The organism is Aquipuribacter hungaricus (assembly GCF_037860755.1).
GTDB classification, from domain to species: Bacteria; Actinomycetota; Actinomycetes; order Actinomycetales; family JBBAYJ01; genus Aquipuribacter; species Aquipuribacter hungaricus.
Map to the genome: position 1 here is coordinate 1 of NZ_JBBEOI010000023.1, position 21,834 is coordinate 21,834.

A 21,834-nucleotide genomic window follows, 5' to 3' on the forward strand; every position below is an offset into this window, starting at 1 on the left:
CGTGGCCCGCCGGCCCGGCGACCGCGGACCCGTGGGCCGCGTGGACGGGCACCGCAGCGGCGCCGGACGCCGCAGCCCCGTCCGGGTACGCGCCCCACAGGTCGGCCGGCAGCAGCCCGGCGACGCCGACCAGCACGGCCCCGGCCACGGCGGCGACCACCCGCCCCGGGGACCACCCCCGTCCCGTCCGCCGCAGCCGCCAGACCCCGACCAGGTAGGCCGCCAGCCCTCCGGCCGCGAGCAGCACCAGCGTCACGGGCGGCCGTCGCGCACGGCACGGCGGTCGCGCACGAGCACCGCCAGCCCGGCCGCCAGCAGCACGAGCGCCGCCACGTTCCACGCCACGTCGTAGGGCAGCAGGTCCACGCCGTAGCGGACCTGGTGCACCCGCAGCAGCTTGTGGTCGACCACGCCGTCGAAGAGCTGGAACCCCCCGGCGCCGAGCAGGACGCCGGCGAGCGCGGGCGCCCGTCGCAGCGCCCCGCGCCGCAGCAGGTCCGCGAGCAGCCCCGCCCCGGCGACGAGGGCGACGAGCTCGGCCCCGTGCAGCAGCCCGTCGGACAGCAGCGCGACGTCCGGGGTGCTCCGGTCGTAGAAGGAGTGCCAGCCGAGCAGCTGGTGGAAGACGATCTCGTCGACCCCCGCCATGAGACCGACGCCGACCAGGGCCGCGGCCTGTGCCGCACGCCGGTCGTCGGCACGGGCGGTGGGCGTCCCGGGGGCCGTGCCGGGCGCCGGGGGGCGGGAGGAGTCGCTCATGCACGTCCCGTGCCCCGGCACCGGGGGCGCACGCGCCCAGCGCGCCCCGGCTCCGGTCACCCTCCGCGCACGAGGACCTCGCGCCCGTGGCGCACCTGGGGACGCCGGGTGAACGCGCGGCCACGATCCGTCGGGAACGGACGAAACGGTGCGAGGGCGCACCACGCTGCGTCAGACTCACGGCGTGACTTCTCCGACCGGTCGCGCACCCCTGGTCTCGATCGGGGTGCCCGCCTACAACGCCGAGCGCTTCATCGCCCCCGCGCTGGAGAGCCTGCTCTCCCAGGACATGACCGACCTCGAGGTCGTCGTGTCCGACAACGGCTCCACCGACGGCACCGAGCGCATCGTCCGCGACCTCGCGGCCCGGGACGGCCGGCTGCGCTACGTCCGGCAGCCGGTCAACCGCGGCGGCGCCGCCAACTTCAACGCCGTGTTCGCGCTGCGCCACCCGGGCGCCTCGTACTTCAAGTGGGCCGCCGCCGACGACACCCACGACCCGCGCTACCTCGGCCAGGTGCTCGAGGTGCTGCGCTCGGACCCGTCGGTCTCGGTCGCCCACAGCCTCACCGACGACATCGACGAGGACGGCTCGCACCTGCGCTCCTGGGGCGACCAGGGCCTGCCCGCCGACGACCCCGACGTCGCCGTCCGCTTCGCGGCCCTGTCGCAGCGCAACTACCAGTGCTTCAGCATCTTCGGCCTGATGCGGACCGAGACCCTCGTCGGCACCCGCGGGCTCGGCTACTACGCGGAGTCCGACCGGGTCCTGCTCGCCGAGCTGTCGCTGCGCGGCCGCTTCGTCGACGTGCAGGAGGAGCTGTTCCACCGCCGCCAGCACTCGGGCCGCTCGGTCCGCACGCACCCCACCGCCCGCGACCGCATCGCCTGGTTCAACCCCGACCTGGTCGGGCGCCCGGTGTTCCCCGAGTGGCGCCTCGGCCAGGGCTACGTCGGCGCGCTGCTCCAGGCCCCGGGCCTGTCCGCCGACGACCGCGCCCGCTGCCTGGCGCAGATGGGCCGCTGGACCGTGGTGCGCGGGCCGCACCTGCTCCGCAACGTCGCGCGGACGGGTGCCGACGTCGTCGGCGGCCGCACGCCGATCCGTCACCACGCATGACCCTGCTCCCGCTGCAGGCCCACCACGACCAGGCGCAGGAGACGCTGCCGCCCGAGGTCTACGAGTACTACGCCTCCGGGGCCGGGGCCGAGCTCACGCTGCAGGAGCAGGAGCAGGCGTGGGCGAGGTTCCGGCTGCGGCCCCGTGTGCTGCGCGACGTGTCCACCGTCGACCTCACCACCACGCTGCTCGGCACCCCGTTCAGCTCCCCCGTCGCCGTGGCGCCCGCGGCGTTCCAGCAGCTGGCCCACCCGGACGGCGAGCTCGCGGTCGCCCGGGCCGCGCGGGCGACCGGCTCGCTGTACGTCTGCTCGACGCGGGCCTCCCGCCCGCTGGAGGACGTCGCCGCCGCGGCGGACGGCCCGTGGTGGTTCCAGGTGTACAACATGCGCGACCGGGACCTCACCGCCGCCCTCGTCCGCCGGGCCGCCGCCGCCGGCGCCCGGGCGCTGGTCGTCACCGGCGACACCCCGGTCGTCGGCATCAAGCGCCGGGTGAGCGGCACGCGGATCTCGGTCCCGGACGACAGCTACCTCGTGAACCTCGAGCGGCACCTCGCCGGGCTCCCCGCGACCGCCGCCCGCGCCGCCGCCGAGCAGGACCCCTCCGCCACGGTGGACGTCGTCGGCTGGCTGCGCGAGATCAGCGACCTGCCGGTGCTCGTCAAGGGCGTGCTGCGGGGCGACGAGGCGGTGCGGTGCCTCGACGCCGGCGCCGCCGGCGTGGTCGTGTCCAACCACGGCGGCCGGCAGCTCGACCGCGCCGTGCCCAGCGCGCTCGCGCTCGCCGAGGTGGTGCGGGCGGTCGACGGCCGGGGCCCGGTCCTCGTCGACGGCGGCGTCCGCTCCGGCCTGGACTGCCTGGTCGCCCTCGCGCTCGGTGCCGCCGCGGTCCTCGTCGGGCGCCCCGTCGTGTGGGGCCTGGCCGCGGACGGGGCCACGGGCGCCGCTGCGGCGCTCACGGCGCTCACCGACGACCTCGCCCACGTCATGGCGCTCACGGGCGCGGCCTCCCTGGCCGAGCTCGACCCCTCGCTCGTGGTGCCCCCCGCCACCGGTTGGTGACGTCGAGTCACCGTCCCGCAGCCGTCCGGGCGACCGGGGGCGCGAGAACCGTCACACCGCCGCGAAAGCCGCGCGGGCCGCCTCCCCGGCTCGTTACGGTGAGTGCGGACGGAGCGGCCCCACGGCCCCCGCCGACCCAACCCCCTACCGCGAGGACTCCCCCGTGCACGATCACGTCTCCCCGCAGGACATCCCTGTCGTCATCCTCTGCGGCGGCATGGGCACCCGGATCCGCGAGGTCAGCGAGCGGCTGCCCAAGCCGCTCGTCGACATCGGCGGCCGCCCGGTGCTCTGGCACATCATGAAGACCTACGAGGCCCACGGCTTCCGCCGCTTCGTGCTGGCGCTGGGCTACAAGTCCGACCTCATCAAGCGCTACTTCCTCGACTACCGGCACCTGTCCTCGGACTTCACCCTCAGCCTCGGCGACCACCAGCCGGCCGAGTTCCACGGCAGCGCCGGGGACGTCGACTGGGAGATCACCTTCGTCGAGACCGGCCTCACCACCGGGACCGGTGCCCGCATCCGGCGCGTGGCCCAGCACCTGGACGCCCCCCGGTTCGCGCTCACCTACGGCGACGGCGTCGGCTCGGTCGACGTCACCGCCCTGCTGGCCGCGCACGAGGCCGGCGGCACCGTCGGCACCCTCACCGGCGTCCACCCCGGCAGCCGCTACGGCGAGATGCGGGTCGAGGGCTCCAAGGCCGTCGAGTTCAACGAGAAGCCGACCAACGCCGAGGGCTGGGTCAACGGCGGGTTCTTCCTGTTCGAGCGCGAGTTCGTCGAGCGGTACGTCCCGGACGAGACGGACGTCATGCTCGAGCAGGCCCCGCTGCAGGGGCTGGCCCGCGACGGCGAGCTGTCCGTCTTCGGCCACGAGGGCTTCTGGCAGGGCATGGACACCTACCGCGACTGGACCGAGCTCAACTCGCTGTGGGACTCCGGCGAGGCCCCCTGGAAGATCTGGAAGGACTGAGACGTGCGCATCCTCGCCACCGGCACCGAGGGCTACCTCGGCAGCCTGCTCGCCCCGACCCTGCTCGAGGCCGGCCACGACGTCGTCGGCGTCGACACCGGCCTGTACAAGGCCGGCTGGCTCTACAACGGCTCGCCCCGCACCCCGCAGACCATCGCCAAGGACGTCCGCGACCTGCAGCAGCCCGACCTCGAGGGCTTCGACGCCGTCGTGCACATGGCCGAGCTGAGCAACGACCCCATCGGCGACCTCATCGGCGACGTCACGTACGACATCAACCACCACGGCTCGGTCCGCCTGGCCGAGCTGGCCAAGGCCGCCGGGGTGCAGCGGTTCGTCTACATGAGCTCGTGCAGCGTGTACGGCGTCGCGGACGGCGTGGTCGACGAGACGAGCCCGACCGACCCGCAGACCGCCTACGCCCGGTGCAAGGCGCTGGTGGAGCGCGACGTCACGCCGATGGCCGACGACAGCTTCTCCCCCACGTTCCTGCGCAACGCGACGGCGTTCGGCGCCTCCCCGCGGATGCGCTTCGACATCGTGCTCAACAACCTCGCCGGGCTCGCCTGGACCGAGGGCAAGATCGCGATGACCTCCGACGGCACACCGTGGCGTCCGCTCGTCCACGGCCTCGACATCGCCCGGGCCATCCGGGCCGTCCTGGACGCCCCCCGCGAGGACGTGCACGCGCAGGTCCTCAACGTCGGCAGCGACGAGCAGAACTACACCGTCCGCGACATCGCCGAGATCGTCGCCTCGGAGTTCCCCGGCTGCGAGGTGAGCTTCGGCCCGCCCGGCGCGGACAACCGCAGCTACAAGGTGTCCTTCGCCAAGATCCGCCAGGTGCTGCCGGGCTACGAGTGCGACTGGGACGCGCGCAAGGGCGCCGCCCAGCTGCGCGAGGTGTTCCAGCGCATCGACCTGGACACCGCCACGTTCACCGGCCGGGGCCACACCCGCCTCAAGCAGATCGAGCACCTCATGCGCACGCACCAGGTGGACGACTCGCTCTACTGGACGGTGCGCCCGTGAGATTCACCCCCACCGAGGTCGAGGGCGCGACGGTCGTCGACCTGGAGCCCTTCACCGACGAGCGCGGCATCTTCGCCCGCACGTTCGACGTGGACCAGATGGCCGCCCACGGCATCGACCCCCACGTCGCGCAGGCCAACGTGTCGTTCAACCACCGTGCCGGCACCGTGCGCGGCATGCACCGGCAGGTCCCGCCGCACGCGGAGGGCAAACTCGTCCGCTGCACCGCCGGGGCCATCGTCGACGTGGCGGTCGACGTCCGTCCGGGCTCGGCGACCTACGGCCGGCACGTCATGGTCGAGCTCTCCGCCGAGAACCGCCGCGCGCTGTGGATCCCGCCGTACGTGGCGCACGGCTACCAGACGCTCGTGGACGGGACCGAGGTCGTCTACCAGGTCAGCGGCCCCTACGCCCCGGGCGGGGAGCAGGGCTACCGCCACGACGACCCCGCCTTCGGCATCGCCTGGCCGCTGCCGGTGTCCGTCGTCAGCGACAAGGACATGTCGTGGCCGTTCCTCGAGGCCACCGGGGAGGCCGGCGCGTGATCGTCGTCGACACCCTGCTCGCCCGCCGCCAGGCCGAGGGGCGCCCCGTCCGGGTCGCCATGGTCGGTGCCGGCTTCATGGGCCGCGGCCTGGTCAACCAGGTCGTCAACAGCGTCCCCGGGATGGAGCTCGTCGCCGTCGGCGCCCGCCGTCCCGAGCAGGGCCTGCGGGCCTACGAGGAGGCCGGCGCCACCGGGGCGGTCGTCGCCGACGACCGCCGCGGCGTGGAGAAGGCCGTCGCATCCGGGACCCCGGTCGTGTCCGGCGACGTCATGGCCGTGGTGGCCGCCGACGGCGTCGACGTCGTCGTGGACGTCACCGGCGACGTGGAGCTCGGCTGCCACGTGGCGCTGGCCGCGCTCGAGCACGGCAAGCACCTCGTGCTCATGAACGCCGAGGTCGACGCCACCGTCGGCCCCGAGCTCGCCCGGAGGTTCACCGCGGCGGGGCTGGTCTACACCGGCTGCGACGGCGACCAGCCCGGCGTGCAGATGAACCTCGTCCGCTTCGTCCAGGGCCTCGGGCTCACCCCGCTGGTCGCGGGCAACATCAAGGGCCTGCAGGACCCGTACCGCAACCCCACCACCCAGGAGGGGTTCGCGAAGCGCTGGGGTCAGGACCCGCACATGGTGACGAGCTTCGCCGACGGGACCAAGATCAGCATCGAGCAGGCCACGGTCGCCAACGCGACGGGCATGACCGTGCACCGTCGCGGCATGCTCGGGCGGGACCACCGCGAGCACATCGACACCCTCGTCGAGCACTACGACGTCGACGAGCTGCGCGCGATGGGCGGCGCGGTCGACTACGTCGTCGGCGCCCAGCCCGGCCCCGGCGTGTACGTCTTCGCGACCCACGACGACCCGCGCCAGCGGCACTACCTCGAGCTGTACAAGCTCGGGACCGGCCCGCTGTACAGCTTCTACACGCCGTACCACCTGTGCCACTTCGAGGTGCCGACCACGGTGGCGCGCGCCGCCCTGCTCGGTGACGCCACCATCCGGCCGCTCGGGCCGCGGCCCACGGTCGAGGTGGTCACCATGGCCAAGACGGACCTGTCCGCCGGCACCGTCCTGGACGGCCTGGGGGGCTACCACTACTACGCCGAGGCCGAGCGGGCCGACACCACGGCCACCGACCGGCTGCTGCCGGTCGGTGTGGCGGCGGGCTCGCGCCTGCTGCGCGACGTGGCCAAGGACGCGGTCCTCACCTACGACGACGTCGAGCTGCCTCCCGGGCGCCTCGTCGACGAGCTCAGGGCGGCACAGGCAGCGAGCTAGGGGGCTCTCCGGGGTCGTCCGAACGGACCGGACGACCCCGGGGAAGGTGTACGGCAGGTGAACGTCGTGCAAACTTCAACCGTGACGACGTTCGCACCGACCCCCGTCGCCCGGCACGCCGCCCGGGACACCGACACCCCTCCGACGCGCTGGTGGACCCCCGCCGTGCTGCCCGGCGGCTGGACCCGGCTGCTCCTGGTCGCCGTGGCAGGGATCGTGGCCCTGCACGTGGTGGTGAGCCTGCTGGCGACCTCCGTCGAGGACTTCCCCGGCCTCGACCCGGCCGTCCGGCTGTTCGACATGGACGAGGAGCGCGGGCTGCCGGCCTGGTTCTCCACGCTGCTCCTGGCTGCCGTCGCGCAGGCGCTGTGGCTGCTCGCCCGGCAGAGCGCCCGCAGCGGCCGGGCCCGCTGGGTGCGCCACGAGCAGGGCCTGGCCGTCGTCTTCGCCTACCTCAGCCTCGACGAGATGGTCTCGCTGCACGAGCAGACCATCACCCCGCTGCGCCGCGCGCTGGACCTCGAGGGCATCCTCGCCTTCTCCTGGGTCCTGCTGTTCGTGCCGCTGGCGCTCGCCGTCGCTGTGCTGTCCCTCGGCTGGCTCCGCTCGCTGCCCCTTCAGGCCGTGCGCCTCGTGGTGCTCGCCGGTGCGCTGTACGTCGGCGGGGCCGCAGGCGTCGAGCTCGCCGGCGCCGGTCTGATGGACGCCGGCCGCGTCGACACGATGGCGTACCAGCTCACCGTGGTCGTCGAGGAGGTCGCCGAGATCGCCGGCGCCCTGCTCATGCTGTCGGTCGTCACGTGGCTGCGGCTGCGCCCAGAGCCGCTGCACGACTGAACCCGCTGGCACTCCGCGCGACCCGTACGGCCCGCAGACCGCGACCCCTGGGTCGGGGCGGTCCGGTGAGGCTCAGACAGGGCCGACCGGGAGCAGGAGCACCAGGTGACTGGGCACCTGTCCAGCCTGGACAGGTGGTCAGTCCCCAGCAGTCCCTGCCCACCGGGCACGGAAGGACCACCGCTCGCCGGGCGTTGACGCTCCCGTGGAGACGCAGCGGCACCCCGGCAGCCCGGCGGCCGGACCGGTCGCCGTCGCCCCGCCGGACGTCGTCACCGAGCCTGCACCCGTCGACGTCGCCGTCACCCAGCCGGCAGCCGTCGACGTCATGGTCACCCAGCCGGCAGCCGTCGACGTCGTGGTCATCGGCGCCGGGCAGGCCGGCCTCGCCGCCGCGGCCACGCTCCGGCGGCGAGGGCTCACCGCGGCCGACGAGCTCGTCGTCCTCGACGCCGACAACGGCCCGGGCGGCGCCTGGCAGCACCGCTGGCCGTCGCTGCGCCTAGGCACCGCCCACCGCATCTTCCCGCTGCCGGGGCGCCCCCTGCCGGTCGCCGACCCCGAGCTGCCCGCCGCCGAGGTGGTCGCGGCCTACTTCGGCGACTACGAGCGCGAGCTCGGCCTGCCCGTCCTGCGCCCGGTCCGGGTCGACGCGGTCGCCCGCGGCGAGGACGACCGGCTCGTCGTCCGCGCCGGCGGGCGGGCCTGGGCGGCGCGCGCCGTGGTGAGCGCGACGGGGACGTGGCGCTCGCCCTTCGTCCCCCACGTGCCCGGCATCGAGACCTTCGCCGGCCGGCAGATGCACACGGTCGACTACCGCTCGGCCGACGAGCTCGCCGGGCTGCGGGTGCTGGTCGTGGGGGGCGGGGCCTCCGCCGTGCAGCTGCTCGCCGAGGTCGCGCCGGTGGCCACGACGACATGGGTGACCCGGCGCCCCCCGGTCTGGTTGCCCGAGGGCACCCTCGGCGAGGACGCCGGCCGCGCGGCCGTGGCGGGCGTGGAGCGGCGGGTGCGCGAGGGCCTGCCCCCGCAGAGCGTCGTCAGCACGACCGGGCTCGTCATGACGCCCGCCGTGCGCGCGGCCCGCGACGCCGGGCAGCTGCAGCGGCTGCCCATGCCGGCGCGCTTCACCCCGGACGGGGTGACGTGGGCCGACGGCAGCCACGCGGCCGTCGACGTGGTGCTGTGGTGCACCGGGTTCCGGCCGTCCGTGCAGCACCTGGCGCCGCTGGGCCTGCGGACCCGGGCGGGAGGGATCCGGCTGGACGGCACCCGGGCGGTCGACGAGCCGCGGCTGCACCTGGTCGGCTACGGCCCGTCCGCCAGCACGATCGGCGCCAACCGCGCCGGGCAGGCGGCCGCCCGCGAGGTGCTCCGCGACCTGGCCCGCACGCCCGTGCCGGCCGCGCGCCCCGCCTGACCCCCGGGTCCCTCCCGCTCCCGCTCCTGGGATCGAGACGCGGTCAGGCGCCCAGGCGCACCTCCGACAGGTCCTGCAACCGGACCCAGGCGGCGCCCAGCGGCGTCAGCGCGGTGCGCGCACCCACGCCCCGGTCGGCGTCGGCCAGCGGCCCGAGGTCCAGGCCGGTGAGCGCCTCGACGTCGGCGACGGGCACCTGGAAGGAGCGGAACGGCCCGAGCGGGGGCACCCCTGCCTCGCCGGCCTCGCGCTGCGCGGTGACGTCGAGGTCGTCCAGCTGCGGCGTCTGGTCCAGCACGAAGCCCGCGGCGGCGAGGACGACCTCGCCCTCCGTTGCCGCCCCGCCCCCGGCGGTGTCGACGTCAGAGGTCACCGCGGGGGTGGTCCAGGCGACGACCTTCGTGAACCGCCGGGGCACCCGGACGCCCCGGTAGAGCGGGTCGTCCGCGGCGAGCACCGGGCTGGTGACGACGACGAGCCGCTGGTCGGTCGACTCGGCGTACGCCAGGACGTGGTCCTCCAGGCCCAGCCACAGCTCCATGCCCTGGTTGAAGTCCGCGGCCTGGGGCGCCGCGTTCGTGTAGGCGAAGGTGTCGGCGTTGGCCCGGCGGGCGACGTCCGGCGGACCCCAGACAGGGTCGCGGCGGCGGACCAGGTGGCCGCGGTCCAGGTCGTTGCGGGCATACAGCTCGGGGCCGGCCTGCCCGCCGACGGGGACGCGCGGGTCGAGGAACCAGTCGTCGCCCCGCTCCAGGTCGAGCAGCGTCGCGCCGTCCACCATGCACGCGGTGGTCGCGGCGAGCCGGCGGGCGGTGTCCAGCACGACGGTGAAGTGCGTATAGGGCAGCTCCAGCAGGTCCTCGGGCCGCTCCCGCCGCACCGGCAGCGGCACGGGCACCGTGAGGAACGCCGGGTCGTACCCCGCCCCCACGGCACCGGATCCCGTCCCGGGCGCACCAGGACCGTCGGCACCGTCAGGACCGGGCAGGGTCGTCGTCGTCATGGCGGCATCCGACCACACCCCTCGGACACAGCCGGGCGCCCGGCCCCGCCGCAGTGGCGGGACCGGGCGCCCGGTCGTGGGTCAGCGAGCGGCGGGGCTCACTTCACGTCGTAGCGGTCGAGCATCATGACCTTGTCCCAGGCGGCGACGAAGTCGCGCACGAAGAGCTCCTTGGCGTCGTCGGAGGAGTACACCTCGACCATGCCGCGAAGGATCGCGTTGGAGCCGAACACCAGGTCCGCCGCGGTGGCCGTGCGCACGACCGCCCCGTCGGCGTCCAGGCCCTCGTAGACGCCCTCGTCGTGCACCGCCGTGCGCCACGTGATGCCCAGGTCGAGCAGGTTCCGGAAGAAGTCCTGGGACAGGACTCCCACGGTCTCGGTGAAGACGCCGTGCCGGCTGCCGCCGGTGTTGGCGCCGAGGACCCGCAGGCCGCCGACGAGGACGGTCATCTCCTTGGCGGTGAGCTCGAGCATGTAGGCGCGGTCGACGAGCAGGGTCTCGGGCTCGATCTTCACGCCCGGGGCGACGTAGCTGCGGAAGCCGTCGGCGCGCGGCTTGAGCCACTTCATGCCGCCGACGTCGGTCTGCTCCTGCGAGGCGTCGGTGCGGCCGGGCGTGAACGGCACGGTGACCTGCACGCCCGCGTCCGCCGCGGCCTTCTCGACCGCCGCGCAGCCGCCGAGCACGATGGTGTCGGCGAGCGAGACCGGCTTGGCGAAGGCCTGGCGCACCTGGTCGAGCTTCTCGACGACCTCCTGCGTGCCGGCGTTGACCTCCCACGAGCGCTGCGGCTCCAGGCGCAGGCGGGCACCGTTGGCGCCGCCGCGCTTGTCGGTGCCGCGGTAGGACGCGGCCGCCGACCAGGCGGTGTGGACGAGCTGGGAGACGGTCAGGCCCGAGGCGAGGATCCGCTGCTTGAGCTCGGCCGCGTCCGCGTCGGTGATGAGCTCGTGGTCGACCGCGGGGACCGGGTCCTGCCAGAGGAGCTCCTCCTCCGGCACGTCCGGGCCGAGGTAGCGGCTCTTGGGACCCATGTCGCGGTGCAGCAGCTTGAACCAGGCGCGGGCGTAGGCGTCGGCGAAGTACTCCGGGTCGGCGTAGAACCGCTCGGAGATCTCGCGGAACTCCGGGTCGGCCATGAGCGCGACGTCCGTGGTCGCCATCATCGGGGCGTTCATCTTGCCCTCGATGTGGGCGTCGGGGACGAGCGCCTGCGCCTCGGGGTTCTTCGGCTTCCACTGCTTGGCGCCGGCCGGGCTCTCGCCGAGCTCCCACTCGTAGGAGAACAGCATCTCGAAGTAGGTGTTGTCCCACTGCGTCGGCGTGGGGGTCCAGGCACCCTCGAGGCCGCTGGTGATGGTGTCGGCGCCCTTGCCGGTGCCGTGCTCGTTCTTCCAGCCCAGGCCGTTGCCGTGGACCGGGCAGCCCTCGGGCTCGGGGCCGACCAGCTCGGGGTTGCCGCCGCCGTGGGTCTTGCCGAAGGTGTGGCCGCCGGCGATGAGCGCGACGGTCTCCTCGCTGTTCATCCCCATCCGGCTGAACGTCACCTTGATGTCGTGCGCGGAGGCCAGCGGGTCCGGGCGACCCTGCGGGCCCTCGGGGTTGACGTAGATCAGGCCCATGGTGACGGCGGCGAGCTCGCCCTCCTCCAGGTCGAGCGGGGCGTCGTCTGCGTAGCGCTCGTCGCCCAGCCAGGTGTCCTCGGGACCCCAGAAGACCTCGACGGGCTGCCAGGAGTCCTCGCGGCCGAAGCCGAAGCCGAACGTGGGCAGGCCCATGTCGTCGTGCGCGACGTTCCCGGCGAGCACGAGCAGGTCGGCCCAGGAGAGCTTGCGGCCGTACTTCTGCTTGATCGGCAGGAGCAGACGGCGCGCCTTGTCGAGGTTCGCGTTGTCGGGCCAGCTGTTGAGCGGGGCGAAGCGCTGGCCGCCGTTGCCGCCGCCGCCGCGACCGTCGGCGCTGCGGTAGGTGCCGGCCGCGTGCCAGCTCATCCGGATGAACAGCGGGCCGTAGTGGCCCCAGTCCGCCGGCCACCACTCCTGGGAGGTGCGCATGACCTCGCGCAGGTCCGCCTTGAGGGCGTCGACGTCGAGCTCGGTGACGGCCGACCGGTAGTCGAAGCCCTCCCCCAGCGGGTCGGAGTCGCGCGACGGCTTGTTGAGGACCGACAGGTCGACCTGGTTCGGCCACCAGTCCCGGTTGGAGCGGGGACGGTTGGTGACCTGCGGGGTCGGCGACTTGATCGCCGGGTTCTCGCTCTCCGTGGTGCTCTCGGTCGTCGGCGCGGCCTGCGCGTCGGCGGACGAGTCGTAGGGCTTCGGGTCGTTCTCGATGGTGTCGGAAGGCGGCGTGGTCACGTCGGTCCTCTCTGAGGCGGGTCGGTGGAGCGGTGCGGTGGGTGGGAGGTGCGCGGGTGGTCCCGTCAGGCGGCGGCGCAGGCGGGGCAGCGGCCCCAGTAGACGACCTCGGCCTCGTCGATGACGAAGCCGCTGTCGTCGGAGGCGGTCAGGCACGGCGAGTGGCCCACCGCGCAGTCCACGTCGGCGATCGCGCCGCAGCCGCGGCACACCACGTGGTGGTGGTTGTCCGAGGTCCGCGTCTCGTAGCGGGCCACGGAGCCGGCGGGCTCGATGCGCCGGACGAGCCCGGCGTCGGTGAGGGTGCGCAGGACGTCGTAGACCGCCTGGTGCGACACCGCCCCCAGCGAGGCCCGGGCCGCGCGCAGGACGGTGTCGGTGTCCGCGTGCGGGTGGGCGTGCACGGCCTCGAGCACCGCGAGCCGCGGTCCTGTGACGCGCAGCGACGAGCCGCGCAGGACGCGGGTGAGCTCGTCGACGGTCGGCACGCCGCCACCCTGCTGCACAGACTTGAACGAGTCAAGACGAGCGGGCGGGTCGGAGCGGGTCGGTCCCTGCGGTGCGCGCGACCGGCTGCGAGCGTGCCCGAGATCGTCGGGGACGCTCGCCGGCCGGGTCGTGTGCGGCGCGAGGGGGGCCGAGATCGTCGGGGAGGCTCACGGGTCGGGCGCGCCACCCGACCAGCACACGACTCCTGCGATATGTGCTTCCAGCCGACCCCGGGGCCGTGTCGTGCGCCGTCCGGGCGCACCCCTGCCACGATCGAGCACGTGCAGGCCCGGGACGTGGTGGACGCGGTGTCCGTGGTCCTCGGCGTCGCGGCGTTCCTCGTGGCAGCCCGCGAGCTGGCGCGCGCCCGGCCCCGGCGGCTCCCCGAGCCGTGGGCGCTCACGCCCCTGGCTGGGTGCGCCGGCTTCGCCCTGTCCCTGCTGCTGGTCGCCGCGGTTCTCGAGCGGGACGGCGTGACGGTGGCGCGCCAGTCGGCCCTGCTGGTCGGCCTCGTCGTGCTGGCCCTGCTCGTCCGCCGACTGCACCGCCGCGCAGGACCAGCCCTGACCGATGAGCCCGCGCGCCCGCGGCAGTCAGCCCCGACGACACCGACCCCAGGAGGACCCATGTCGTTCCAGGCCTACCTCGACGCCGCCGAGAAGAAGACCGGCCTGACTCCCGCCGAGCTCGTCGCTCGGGCGCACGAGCGCGGGTTCGGGCCTGGCACCAAGGCCGGACCGATCCTCGCGTGGCTGTCCGAAGAGCACGGGCTGGGACGCGGCCACGGCATGGCGCTCGTCCACGTGATCACGAAGGGGCCGGGGATCGCCGACACCCACGTGGGCACCGCGGGGGTGCACCGTGACGCCTCGGACACCCTCGACCTCCGCGGCATCGCCCACCGGCAGGAGCCGCTGGACGGCTGACGGGCCCGTCGTCCACCGAGATGCCGGTCAGGGCGCGCCGCGGCGCCCCGACAGAGCCGTTGATCGGCATCTCGACGAGGCGGCACCGGCACCCGCTCACCACGGGGGCGGCCCGCGTCCACCCACCGCGACGGCGTGCCCCGGCAGGCGCGCCAGCGACGCCCGGCACAGTGACGGCATGGCGACCGTCCTTGTCACCGGCGCGACGGGCACCCTCGGGCGCGACGTCGTCCCTGCCCTGCGCGCGCGAGGGGTGGACCCGCTGCTCCTGAGCCGCAGCCCCGCCCGCGGCAGCCGGTACCACCAGGCCGACCTGGTCACCGGCCGCGGGGTGGCCGACGCGCTGGCCGGGGTGGGGACGGTGGTGCACCTCGCCGCCGGGAAGGACCAGGTCGCCGCCGCCCGCGATCTGCTCGACGCCGCCTCGGCGTAGGGCGTCACGCACGTCGTACTCGTCTCCATCGTCGGGGTGGACCGGATCCCGCTGCCGTACTACCGGGCAAAGCACGCCGCCGAGCAGCTCGTGGAGTCCGGCCCCGTGCCGCGGACCACCCTGCGCGCGTCCCAGTTCCACCAGCTCGTGGTCGGCATGCTCGCCGCCCAGCGGTTCTCGCCCGTGCTGCTCGCGCCGGATATCCGGCTCCAGCCGGTCGACACCCGCCAGGTGGCCGACCGACTGGCCGCCCTCGCCGTGTCGGCGCCGGCGGGACGGGTGGCCGACCTGGCCGGGCCCGAGGTCCGGGAGCTGCCCGACCTCGCCCGCGCCTGGCGGGCCAGCACCGGCTCGCGGGGACCCGTCGTCCCCGTGCGACTGCCCGGCCGGACCTTCGCGGCGTACCGGGCGGGGCACCAGCTCGCGCCGGACCTGCGATCGGGCGGGCGCACCTTCGAGGAGTTCCTGGCGGCGACGGCGGTCCGGAGCGGCGGCTGAGCCTGGCCCCCGGCACCGTCAGAGCGACCCGTCACAGCAGCAGGACGAGGTCCTTCGCCGGGGTCACCGGGCGCAGGCCCAGCAGCAGCCTCGCCGGACCCTCCAGCGGGTCCTCGCACTCGTCGAGCGGGATGTCCCACGACCCCGGGTCCTGCCCGGGGCGGCGCGCGGACGTCGAGCAGACGGCCTCCAGGACGGCCCGGAGCTCTGCCAACTCACCGGCGCCCAGCTCCCCGGGGAAGCCGGAGTCGTAGGGCTCGATACCGAGCGGCGGGGACGTGAACAGCCTCGCGACGAGCTCGCCGGCACGACCGGGCAGCAGCGCGGCCTGCTCGAGGAGGGCGTCCTGCTCGTGCCAGTCGAGGAGGTTCGCCACGACCGGGTGGACGAGCGTCCAGCTCGCCTCCACGGCCCGGTCGAGCGCCTCGGGGGTCCCGGGTTCATCGTCCGCCTCCACCGCGCGGCGCAGCTCGTCGAGCGAACCCCCGAAGAAGTTGTAGAGCTGGGACACGGCCACCCCTCCCCGGTCGTCGAGCACCTGCGACCCCATCGTTTCCCTCGGATGGATTTTGGTGCGCCGCCGTGCCGCTGTGTACGTTGGTTAGGCATCCCTAACCAATCGCTCGAGAGGTTCCCATGACCCGCGCCCACCGCCGCCTGCCCGCCGGCGCCGCCGCCCTGCTCGCCCTCACCCTCGCCGCCTGCTCCTCCGCCTCGGCGGACGACGAGGCCGCCCCCGCCGCCGGGTCGAGCACCGGCTCCGACGGCTGGGAGACGACGACCATCGAGCACGCGCTTGGCACGACCGTGCTCGAGCAACGGCCCGAGCGGGTCGCCACGGTGGCGTGGGCCAACCACGAGGTCCCCCTGGCCCTGGGCGTCGTGCCCGTAGGCATGGCCGCGGCGAACTTCGGCGACGACGACGGGGACGGTGTCCTGCCCTGGGTCGAGGACGCCCTGACCGAGCTCGACGCCGAGACCCCCGTGCTGTTCGACGAGACCGACGGCATCGACTTCGAGGCCGTCGCGGACACCGACCCCGACGTCATCCTTGCCGCCTACTCCGGGCTCACGCAGGAGGACTACGACACCCTGAGCGAGATCGCGCCCGTCGTGGCGTTCCCCGAGACCGCGTGGGGCACCGCGTGGCGGGAGATGGTCGAGCTCAACAGCGCGGCCATGGGCATGGCCGAGGAGGGCGAGGCGCTGGTCGCCGAGCTCGAGGACGAGATCGCCGAGGTCGCCGCGGCGCACCCCGAGCTCGAGGGCACGTCGGCGATGTTCCTCACCCACGTCGACACCACCGACCTCAGCGAGGTCAGCTTCTACACGACCCACGACACCCGGGTGCAGTTCTTCGACGACATCGGCCTGGCCACCCCCGAGAGCGTCGGGACCGCCTCCGCCGAGACCGACCAGTACTCCCTGACCCGCAGCGCCGAGCAGGCCGACGCCTTCTCCGACGTCGACGTCATCGTCACCTACGGCGGCGAGGAGCTGGTGAGCGCGCTCGAGGCAGACCCGCTGCTCTCGCAGATGCCCGCCGTCGCCGGCGGCGCTGTGGTCAGCCTCCCCGGCGACAGCCCGCTCGGGACCGCCGCGAACCCGACGCCGCTGTCGATCTCCTACGTCCTCGAGGACTACGTGGAGCTCATCGCCCAGGCCGCGGCCGCACGCTGACATGACCACCGCGGTGGCCTCCCCCCGGGGGCCGAGCACCCTCCGGCGCCGCCGTCGGGCGCGCTGGGCCTGGCTGCTCGTCGTCCTGGCGCTGCTCGTCGGCGTCTGCCTGGCCTCGGTCATGGTGGGCTCTCGGGAGGTGGGCTGGTCCGACGTCCTCGCGGGGGTGCGGGGCCAGGTCGACGGGTTCGACCAGGCCGCGGTGGCCACCCGCCTCCCGCGCACCGCGATGGCCGTCCTCGCCGGGGCCGCCCTGGCCGTCTCCGGGGCGGTCATGCAGGGGGTCACGCGCAACCCGCTGGCCGACCCGGGGATCCTCGGCGTCACGACCGGTGCCTCGCTCGCCGTGGTCACGGGGATCGCGTACTTCGGGCTCACCGTGGCCACGAGCTACGTCTGGGTGGCGATCCTCGGGGCCGGGGTCACCGCGGTGTTCGTCTACGCCGTCGGCTCGCTGGGCCGCGGAGGTGCGACACCCCTCAAGCTGGCGCTGGCGGGGGCGGCCACCTCGGCCGCCCTCGCCTCGTTCGTCACCGCCGTCATGCTCCCGCGCAACGACGTCGCCGGCGGGGTGCGGTCCTGGCTGGTCGGCGGGGTCGGGGGCGCGACGGCCAGCAGCACCGGGCAGGTGCTGCCGTTCCTCATGGTCGGCCTGCTCGCCTGCCTGGTCGCCGCCCGGCCGCTGAACTCGCTCGCGCTCGGCGACGAGCTCGCCGCCGGCCTCGGGGAGAAGGTGGCCCTCGCGCGCGGCGGCGCCGCCCTAGGGGCCGTCGTCCTGGCGGGGGCCTCGACCGCGGCGACGGGGCCGATCGGCTTCGTCGGGCTGGTCGTGCCGCACGCCTGCCGCACGCTCGTCGGCTCCGACCACCGGTGGCTGCTGCCCTTCTCCGCGCTCGTCGGCGCCGTGCTGCTCACCGGCGCGGACATCCTCGGCCGCATCGTCGCCCGGCCCGCCGAGATCGACGTCGGCATCGTCACGGCCCTGGTCGGCGCCCCGTTCTTCGTGTGGCTGGTCCGCAGCCGGAAGGTGGGCTCCCTGTGACGCTGCTGGCACCCCCCGCCGCCGAGGAGCACGCCCCGGCACCCGCCGGCGCGACCGCCCGGGCCGTCGCACGGGGCCGCCGCCGGCGCACCCGTCGCCGGCGTGCCGTGGTCGGCGCCCTGCTGCTGCTGGTCGTGGTCGCCTTCTGCCTGTCGCTCATGGTGGGGGGCACCGTCTACCCGCCCTCCGACGTGGCCCGGGTGCTGCTCGGCGGCGACGTCGACGGCGCGAGCTTCACGGTCGGCCGGCTCCGGCTGCCCCGCGCGGTGCTGGCCGTCGCGACCGGGTTCTGCTTCGGGCTGGCGGGCGTGACCTTCCAGACGATGCTCCGCAACCCGTTGGCCAGCCCCGACGTCATCGGCATCAGCGCGGGGGCCAGCGCCGCCGCCGCGTCCGCCATCGTCACGCTGTCCCTCGGCAGCACCGCCGTCTCGGTGGTGGCCGTCGTGGCGGGGCTCGCGGTGGCCCTGGTCGTCTACGCGCTGTCCTCGCGGGGTGGGGTGGTGGGCACCCGTCTCGTGCTGGTCGGCATCGGCGTCGCGGCCATGCTCGAGAGCCTCACCACCTACGTGCTGTCGACCGCGGCGGCGTGGGACCTGCAGGAGGCGCTGCGCTGGCTGACGGGCAGCCTCAACGGGGCCCGGTGGGGTCAGGTCGTCCCGGTCCTCGTCGCGCTGCTGGTGCTCACGCCGGTGCTGCTGTCCCGCTCCCGTGACCTCGCCGCCACGCAGCTGGGGGACGACGCCGCCAGCGCGCTCGGGGTGCGGGTCGAGCGCACCCGCCTCGTGCTCGTGGTCACCGCGGTGCTGCTGCTGTGCGTGGCCACCGCCGCCGCCGGCCCGATCGCGTTCGTCGCCTTCCTGTCCGGGCCGGTCGCCGCCCGCCTGGTGGGGCCCGGTCCGTCCCTGCTCGTCCCCGCCGGGCTGGTGGGGGCCGCGCTCGTGCTCGTGGCGGACCTGGTCGGGCAGAACTGGCTCGGGCTGCGCTACCCGGTCGGCGTGGTCACCGGTGTCCTCGGGGCGCCGTACCTGCTGTACCTCATCGTCCGCGTCAACCGTGCCGGAGGCTCGCTGTGACCACCGCCCACTCCCTCGTCGTCGAGGACGTCACCCTCGGCTACGGCGACCGGACCGTGGTCAGCGGGCTGGACCTGGAGGTGCTGCCCGGCAAGGTCACGGCCGTCGTCGGCGCCAACGCCTGCGGCAAGTCGACCCTGCTCCGGTCGATGTCCCGGCTGCTCACCCCGCGCGCCGGCCACGTCCTGCTCGACGGCAGGGCCGTCCACCGCACGCCGGCCAAGCAGCTGGCCCGGACCCTGGGCCTGCTCCCCCAGTCCCCCGTCGCCCCGGACGGCATCACGGTCTCCGACCTGGTTGGGCGCGGCCGCCACCCGCACCAGGGGATCCTGTCGCGCTGGCGCACCGAGGACGACGACGCCGTCGCCGCCGCCCTGGACGCCACCGGGACGGCCGCGCTCGCCGACCGGCCCGTCGACGAGCTGTCCGGCGGCCAGCGCCAGCGGGTGTGGATCGCCATGGCGCTGGCGCAGGAGACCGACCTGCTCCTGCTGGACGAGCCCACGACGTTCCTCGACGTCAGCCACCAGGTCGAGGTGCTCGACCTGCTCACCGACCTCAACCGGTCCCGGGGCACGACGGTCGTCATGGTCCTGCACGACCTCAACATGGCGGCCCGCTACGCCGACCACCTCGTGGCGATGGCCGGCGGCCGGGTGCACGCGGCCGGGCACCCCGACCAGGTGCTGACCGCGGAGACGGTGCGCGCCGTGTTCGGGCTGGAGAGCCTCGTCGTCGTCGACCCGACGTCGGGGCGGCCGCTCATGCTGCCGCTGGGCCGGCACCACTCCCTGGTGACTGAGGACGCTGCCGGGCAGCGGCTGCTCGTCGGGGAGGCGGCGCGCGCCTGAGGGGCGCCTGAGGAGTACCCGCGCGACGCGTACGCGACGGGCGGGCCAGCCGGACCGACGTCCCCGCAGCCTTGATGCACCCTGTCGGCATGCCTGGCGCTGACCCCGACGTCGTCACCTCGCCGTGGGGTCCATGGCGGGCCCGGGCGATCTGCGCGGGTCTGGTCACGTGGCTGGGTGGAGTCGACGTCATGCTCGCGAACGTCATGGAGGACTCCCTCTTCATCGCCGGATGGCTCGCGAGTGCCCTGGGCCTGGTGGTCGCGGTGGCGACGTTGCTGAGCGCGGCCGTCAGACGACGTCCCGCCCGGTGGACCTTCCCCGGGACGGTGCTCGCGGTCCCCCGGGCGGCCGGTCTGCCGCCCTGGCTGTTCATGGCACTCCTGGCCGTCCTGGTGGCGGGCATCCCCGTGCTCATGGGACTCCTCCTGGCACGACTCTCCGGGTGACGGGGTGCCTGGCGAGGGGGCACCTGGACCTGGGGGCCTGACAGGACGGCTAGCGCGCCGCCGAGCAAGACGCCGGCAGCAGCCGGAGCACGACCGCCTCCGCGTGCTCGGCGGGGAACAGGCTCACCTGGATGCGGACCGCGCCGGCGACGACATCGACCTGTCGCTCGGTCTCGGGGTCCCCCACCATCAGACGCCCGGACGGGCACCACAGCTCGCCGTCGAAGTGGACAGGGTCACCCGGCGCAGCCGCCTGGAACGCGACCACGACCGCCACCTGCGCGCCGGGGATGCCGAGATCGTCAGGCCATCCGTCCGGAGCTTCGACGTCCTGGGCGTGCCGCACCGGAACCGCCAGCCAAGAGGTGGACGCCGACACGGCGCCCTGACCCACCCCGACAGGCAGCTCCGCCGTCCTGGCGTCATCGTCGACGACGGTCAGCAGTCCCCAGCCGAAGGACTGGTGCCAGGAGACGTCCTGCCTCGTGCCGTCATCGGAGGCTGCCGTCACGGGAGGCAGTCTCCATGAGCCGGTCAGGCACCTGTCCCGACACAGACTGGCCGTGGCGACGATGCAGGTGCTCGCCGAGGGTCACGAGGCCGTCGCACCCGCCGACCAGCGGGACAGGACCGGCTCCGCTGCCGTGCGCGCCGGCCAGCACAGCGTCTGCCCGTGCGCGGCGAACAGCTCGTCGCGCGAGCCGTAGCGACCCAGCTCGGCCAGGACCCACCCCGCCAGGCTGCACGTGCTGCACCCGACCTGGGGCTGGTCGTGCCCGTCGGTGGTCGGGCCCGGGACCTCGTCCCACCGGACGGCGCCACGCCCGACCGCCTCGAAGAGGGTCTCCTCGCCGACGTTCGTGAACCGGCCGCCACTGTCCGAGTGCAGGTCCGGGGCGCCGAGCAGGGCCGAGCTGTCCAGCCACACGCCGTCGACGCGGAACTCCGGCCACGCGAGGACGACCTCGTCGGGGACGACGGCCCGCAGGCCGGGGAACCTCAGGTACCAGAAGCGACCGTCCAGCAGCAGGCCCCGGGACCGGGTCGGGACGTCGACGGCCCGGGCCACGGCCTCGAGCACGGCCAGACGCTGGGAGCAGGAGCCCCGCCCGCTCCGCAGGGTCCGGCTGACCGGCTGGGCCTCGTCGACGGCGTACACCGGCCGGATCCTCTGGGCGACCAGCCCGTGGGCGACGCGCAGGACGCCTGCGACGTCGTCACGAGCCGTCGACCCGGTGCAGTCCCGCAGCAGCGACCGCACCTCCGCCGAGGTGTGGTCGAGGATGCGCGTGGCGTCGGTTGACCCGGGGCACCCGTCGTCGGCGGGGGCGGTCGCCGACCTCCGGCGTCCAGCCCGGCTGGCCCACGGGGTGAGCGCGCGCGACGTCATGGGCGCCATGGTGCGCCGCCGCCGGCTGGCCCCGCAGGGCATCTCGACGAGAACAGCCGGTCGCGCGACGACCATGGACGAGGTGCGCCGGACGGCGTCACCATCAGCCCATGAGCCGCGCCCAGGAGCTCGTCCCGGACAAGCTGCACCTGACGCGCCCTGCCCCGCCCGGGCGGCGGATCGCCCTCGTCGCGCTCGCGGTGCTCGTGCTCGTCTCGGTCGCCGGGTACGCCCTCACGATCGTGGCCACCTACCTGGAGAACGGCCTCACCGCCGTCCCCCTGTCCGAGGTGGCCAGCGGCGCCTACGACCCCGCCGCCCTGCCCTTCCCGCCGTCGGACGCGACCGGGGCGCTGGGCTTCCTGTTCCTCCTGCTGATGCCGGTGTCCTCCGGGCTCGGCGGCATGCTGGTGGGCCTCGACCTGCTCGTGGAGGGCCCGCCGCGCCCGCGGGCGGACCGGCTGCTGAGCGTCGGCGTCCTCGTCCTGTGCGCGGTCGTCTTCGTGGCCTTCCTCGCGACGGCGCAGCTGTCGGTGTGGTGGATGGACTGACCACGTCCTGGCCGTCAGGTGAAACGGTCACGGGGGTGCCGGTCAGGAGACTG

At 74.6% G+C, this 21,834-nt stretch carries 25 protein-coding genes; 17 read left to right on the forward strand and 8 right to left on the reverse strand.

Annotated elements, in window-relative coordinates; genetic code table 11:
- Positions 1 to 256: hypothetical protein (locus WCS02_RS05325; RefSeq protein WP_340290758.1), on the reverse strand; the 256-nt coding region annotated here is incomplete at its 3' end.
- The gene (locus tag WCS02_RS05330; protein WP_340290760.1) at positions 253 to 759 is read right to left on the reverse strand and encodes a DUF2243 domain-containing protein; all 507 of its coding nucleotides are present in this window, start codon (positions 757 to 759) and stop codon (positions 253 to 255) included. The genes WCS02_RS05325 and WCS02_RS05330, both read right to left, overlap by 4 nt.
- 184 nt (positions 760 to 943) lie before the next feature.
- On the opposite strand from WCS02_RS05330, the gene WCS02_RS05335 reads away from it, so the two are divergent.
- The 8 genes from WCS02_RS05335 to WCS02_RS05370 all read left to right on the forward strand — a co-directional run bounded on the left by WCS02_RS05335 (position 944) and on the right by WCS02_RS05370 (position 9,033).
- Entirely contained in the window at positions 944 to 1,879 is a 936-nt protein-coding gene (locus WCS02_RS05335; RefSeq protein WP_340290762.1) for a glycosyltransferase family 2 protein, read from the forward strand.
- Positions 1,876 to 2,943: an alpha-hydroxy acid oxidase gene (locus WCS02_RS05340; protein ID WP_340290764.1), complete on the forward strand. Its 1,068-nt coding sequence runs from the start codon at positions 1,876 to 1,878 to the stop codon at positions 2,941 to 2,943. The genes WCS02_RS05335 and WCS02_RS05340 overlap by 4 nt, the downstream gene beginning before the upstream one ends.
- Before the next feature lie 163 nt (positions 2,944 to 3,106).
- Positions 3,107 to 3,919 (forward strand): glucose-1-phosphate cytidylyltransferase, encoded by an 813-nt coding sequence (locus WCS02_RS05345; protein WP_340290766.1) that lies wholly within the window; start codon positions 3,107 to 3,109, stop codon positions 3,917 to 3,919.
- A 3-nt stretch (positions 3,920 to 3,922) separates the two neighbouring features.
- Complete coding sequence (locus tag WCS02_RS05350; RefSeq protein ID WP_340290768.1) at positions 3,923 to 4,951, forward strand: NAD-dependent epimerase/dehydratase family protein; 1,029 nt, start codon at positions 3,923 to 3,925, stop codon at positions 4,949 to 4,951.
- On the forward strand, positions 4,948 to 5,496 hold the full coding sequence (gene rfbC / locus WCS02_RS05355; protein WP_340290771.1) for a dTDP-4-dehydrorhamnose 3,5-epimerase: 549 nt from the start codon (positions 4,948 to 4,950) through the stop codon (positions 5,494 to 5,496). Before WCS02_RS05350 ends, rfbC begins: the two co-directional genes overlap by 4 nt.
- The gene (locus WCS02_RS05360; RefSeq protein WP_340290773.1) at positions 5,493 to 6,776 is read left to right on the forward strand and encodes an NAD(P)H-dependent oxidoreductase; all 1,284 of its coding nucleotides are present in this window, start codon (positions 5,493 to 5,495) and stop codon (positions 6,774 to 6,776) included. The genes rfbC and WCS02_RS05360 overlap by 4 nt, the downstream gene beginning before the upstream one ends.
- An 81-nt stretch (positions 6,777 to 6,857) precedes the next feature.
- Positions 6,858 to 7,613, forward strand: coding sequence for a hypothetical protein (locus WCS02_RS05365; RefSeq protein WP_340290775.1), 756 nt, complete (start codon positions 6,858 to 6,860; stop codon positions 7,611 to 7,613).
- A gap of 205 nt (positions 7,614 to 7,818) precedes the next feature.
- Positions 7,819 to 9,033, forward strand: a complete 1,215-nt coding sequence (locus WCS02_RS05370) for an FAD-dependent oxidoreductase (protein WP_340290777.1) — start codon at positions 7,819 to 7,821, stop codon at positions 9,031 to 9,033.
- Positions 9,034 to 9,076: 43 nt separating this feature from the next.
- Here the strand turns inward: WCS02_RS05370 and WCS02_RS05375 are convergent, their stop codons facing one another.
- From WCS02_RS05375 to WCS02_RS05385, 3 genes are all read right to left on the reverse strand, one after another.
- A complete protein-coding gene (locus WCS02_RS05375) occupies positions 9,077 to 10,036 on the reverse strand; it encodes a DNA/RNA non-specific endonuclease (RefSeq protein ID WP_340290779.1) in 960 nt (319 codons plus the stop codon).
- Positions 10,037 to 10,134: 98 nt separating this feature from the next.
- Positions 10,135 to 12,396, reverse strand: coding sequence for a catalase/peroxidase HPI (katG, locus tag WCS02_RS05380; RefSeq protein ID WP_376983799.1), 2,262 nt, complete (start codon positions 12,394 to 12,396; stop codon positions 10,135 to 10,137).
- A gap of 65 nt (positions 12,397 to 12,461) precedes the next feature.
- Positions 12,462 to 12,884: a Fur family transcriptional regulator gene (locus WCS02_RS05385; RefSeq protein ID WP_340290781.1), complete on the reverse strand. Its 423-nt coding sequence runs from the start codon at positions 12,882 to 12,884 to the stop codon at positions 12,462 to 12,464.
- A 627-nt stretch (positions 12,885 to 13,511) separates the two neighbouring features.
- Between WCS02_RS05385 and WCS02_RS05390 the strand changes: the two genes are divergently transcribed.
- The 3 genes from WCS02_RS05390 (at position 13,512) to WCS02_RS05400 (ending at position 14,742) form a co-directional block, all read left to right on the forward strand.
- Positions 13,512 to 13,811, forward strand: a complete 300-nt coding sequence (locus tag WCS02_RS05390; protein WP_340290824.1) for a DUF4287 domain-containing protein — start codon at positions 13,512 to 13,514, stop codon at positions 13,809 to 13,811.
- Positions 13,812 to 13,989: 178 nt separating this feature from the next.
- Positions 13,990 to 14,244, forward strand: coding sequence for an NAD-dependent epimerase/dehydratase family protein (locus WCS02_RS05395; RefSeq protein WP_340290783.1), 255 nt, complete (start codon positions 13,990 to 13,992; stop codon positions 14,242 to 14,244).
- Between the two features lie 36 nt (positions 14,245 to 14,280).
- Entirely contained in the window at positions 14,281 to 14,742 is a 462-nt protein-coding gene (locus WCS02_RS05400; RefSeq protein ID WP_340290785.1) for an SDR family oxidoreductase, read from the forward strand.
- A gap of 31 nt (positions 14,743 to 14,773) precedes the next feature.
- On the opposite strand, the gene WCS02_RS05405 is transcribed toward WCS02_RS05400, so the two are convergent.
- The gene (locus tag WCS02_RS05405; RefSeq protein WP_340290787.1) at positions 14,774 to 15,292 is read right to left on the reverse strand and encodes a hypothetical protein; all 519 of its coding nucleotides are present in this window, start codon (positions 15,290 to 15,292) and stop codon (positions 14,774 to 14,776) included.
- An 86-nt stretch (positions 15,293 to 15,378) separates the two neighbouring features.
- On the opposite strand from WCS02_RS05405, the gene WCS02_RS05410 reads away from it, so the two are divergent.
- The 5 genes from WCS02_RS05410 (at position 15,379) to WCS02_RS05430 (ending at position 19,840) form a co-directional block, all read left to right on the forward strand.
- A complete protein-coding gene (locus tag WCS02_RS05410; protein ID WP_340290789.1) occupies positions 15,379 to 16,422 on the forward strand; it encodes an iron-siderophore ABC transporter substrate-binding protein in 1,044 nt (347 codons plus the stop codon).
- Between the two features lies 1 nt (position 16,423).
- Positions 16,424 to 17,464 carry a FecCD family ABC transporter permease gene (locus WCS02_RS05415; protein ID WP_340290791.1) on the forward strand — a complete coding sequence of 347 codons (1,041 nt, stop codon included), beginning with the start codon at positions 16,424 to 16,426 and terminating at the stop codon, positions 17,462 to 17,464.
- A 5-nt stretch (positions 17,465 to 17,469) separates the two neighbouring features.
- Positions 17,470 to 18,540 carry a FecCD family ABC transporter permease gene (locus WCS02_RS05420; RefSeq protein WP_340290826.1) on the forward strand — a complete coding sequence of 357 codons (1,071 nt, stop codon included), beginning with the start codon at positions 17,470 to 17,472 and terminating at the stop codon, positions 18,538 to 18,540.
- On the forward strand, positions 18,537 to 19,391 hold the full coding sequence (locus WCS02_RS05425) for an ABC transporter ATP-binding protein (protein ID WP_340290793.1): 855 nt from the start codon (positions 18,537 to 18,539) through the stop codon (positions 19,389 to 19,391). The genes WCS02_RS05420 and WCS02_RS05425 overlap by 4 nt, the downstream gene beginning before the upstream one ends.
- An 89-nt stretch (positions 19,392 to 19,480) precedes the next feature.
- A complete protein-coding gene (locus WCS02_RS05430; protein ID WP_340290795.1) occupies positions 19,481 to 19,840 on the forward strand; it encodes a hypothetical protein in 360 nt (119 codons plus the stop codon).
- Between the two features lie 49 nt (positions 19,841 to 19,889).
- Here the strand turns inward: WCS02_RS05430 and WCS02_RS05435 are convergent, their stop codons facing one another.
- Together WCS02_RS05435 and WCS02_RS05440 are read right to left on the reverse strand one after the other, a co-directional pair.
- Entirely contained in the window at positions 19,890 to 20,351 is a 462-nt protein-coding gene (locus tag WCS02_RS05435; RefSeq protein WP_340290797.1) for a hypothetical protein, read from the reverse strand.
- An 81-nt stretch (positions 20,352 to 20,432) separates the two neighbouring features.
- The gene (locus WCS02_RS05440; RefSeq protein WP_340290799.1) at positions 20,433 to 21,230 is read right to left on the reverse strand and encodes a transglutaminase domain-containing protein; all 798 of its coding nucleotides are present in this window, start codon (positions 21,228 to 21,230) and stop codon (positions 20,433 to 20,435) included.
- 110 nt (positions 21,231 to 21,340) lie between these two features.
- Here WCS02_RS05440 and WCS02_RS05445 point away from each other — a divergent pair, with 110 nt between their 5' ends.
- The gene (locus WCS02_RS05445; RefSeq protein ID WP_340290802.1) at positions 21,341 to 21,781 is read left to right on the forward strand and encodes a hypothetical protein; all 441 of its coding nucleotides are present in this window, start codon (positions 21,341 to 21,343) and stop codon (positions 21,779 to 21,781) included.
- The last annotated feature ends 53 nt before the right edge of the window (positions 21,782 to 21,834 follow it).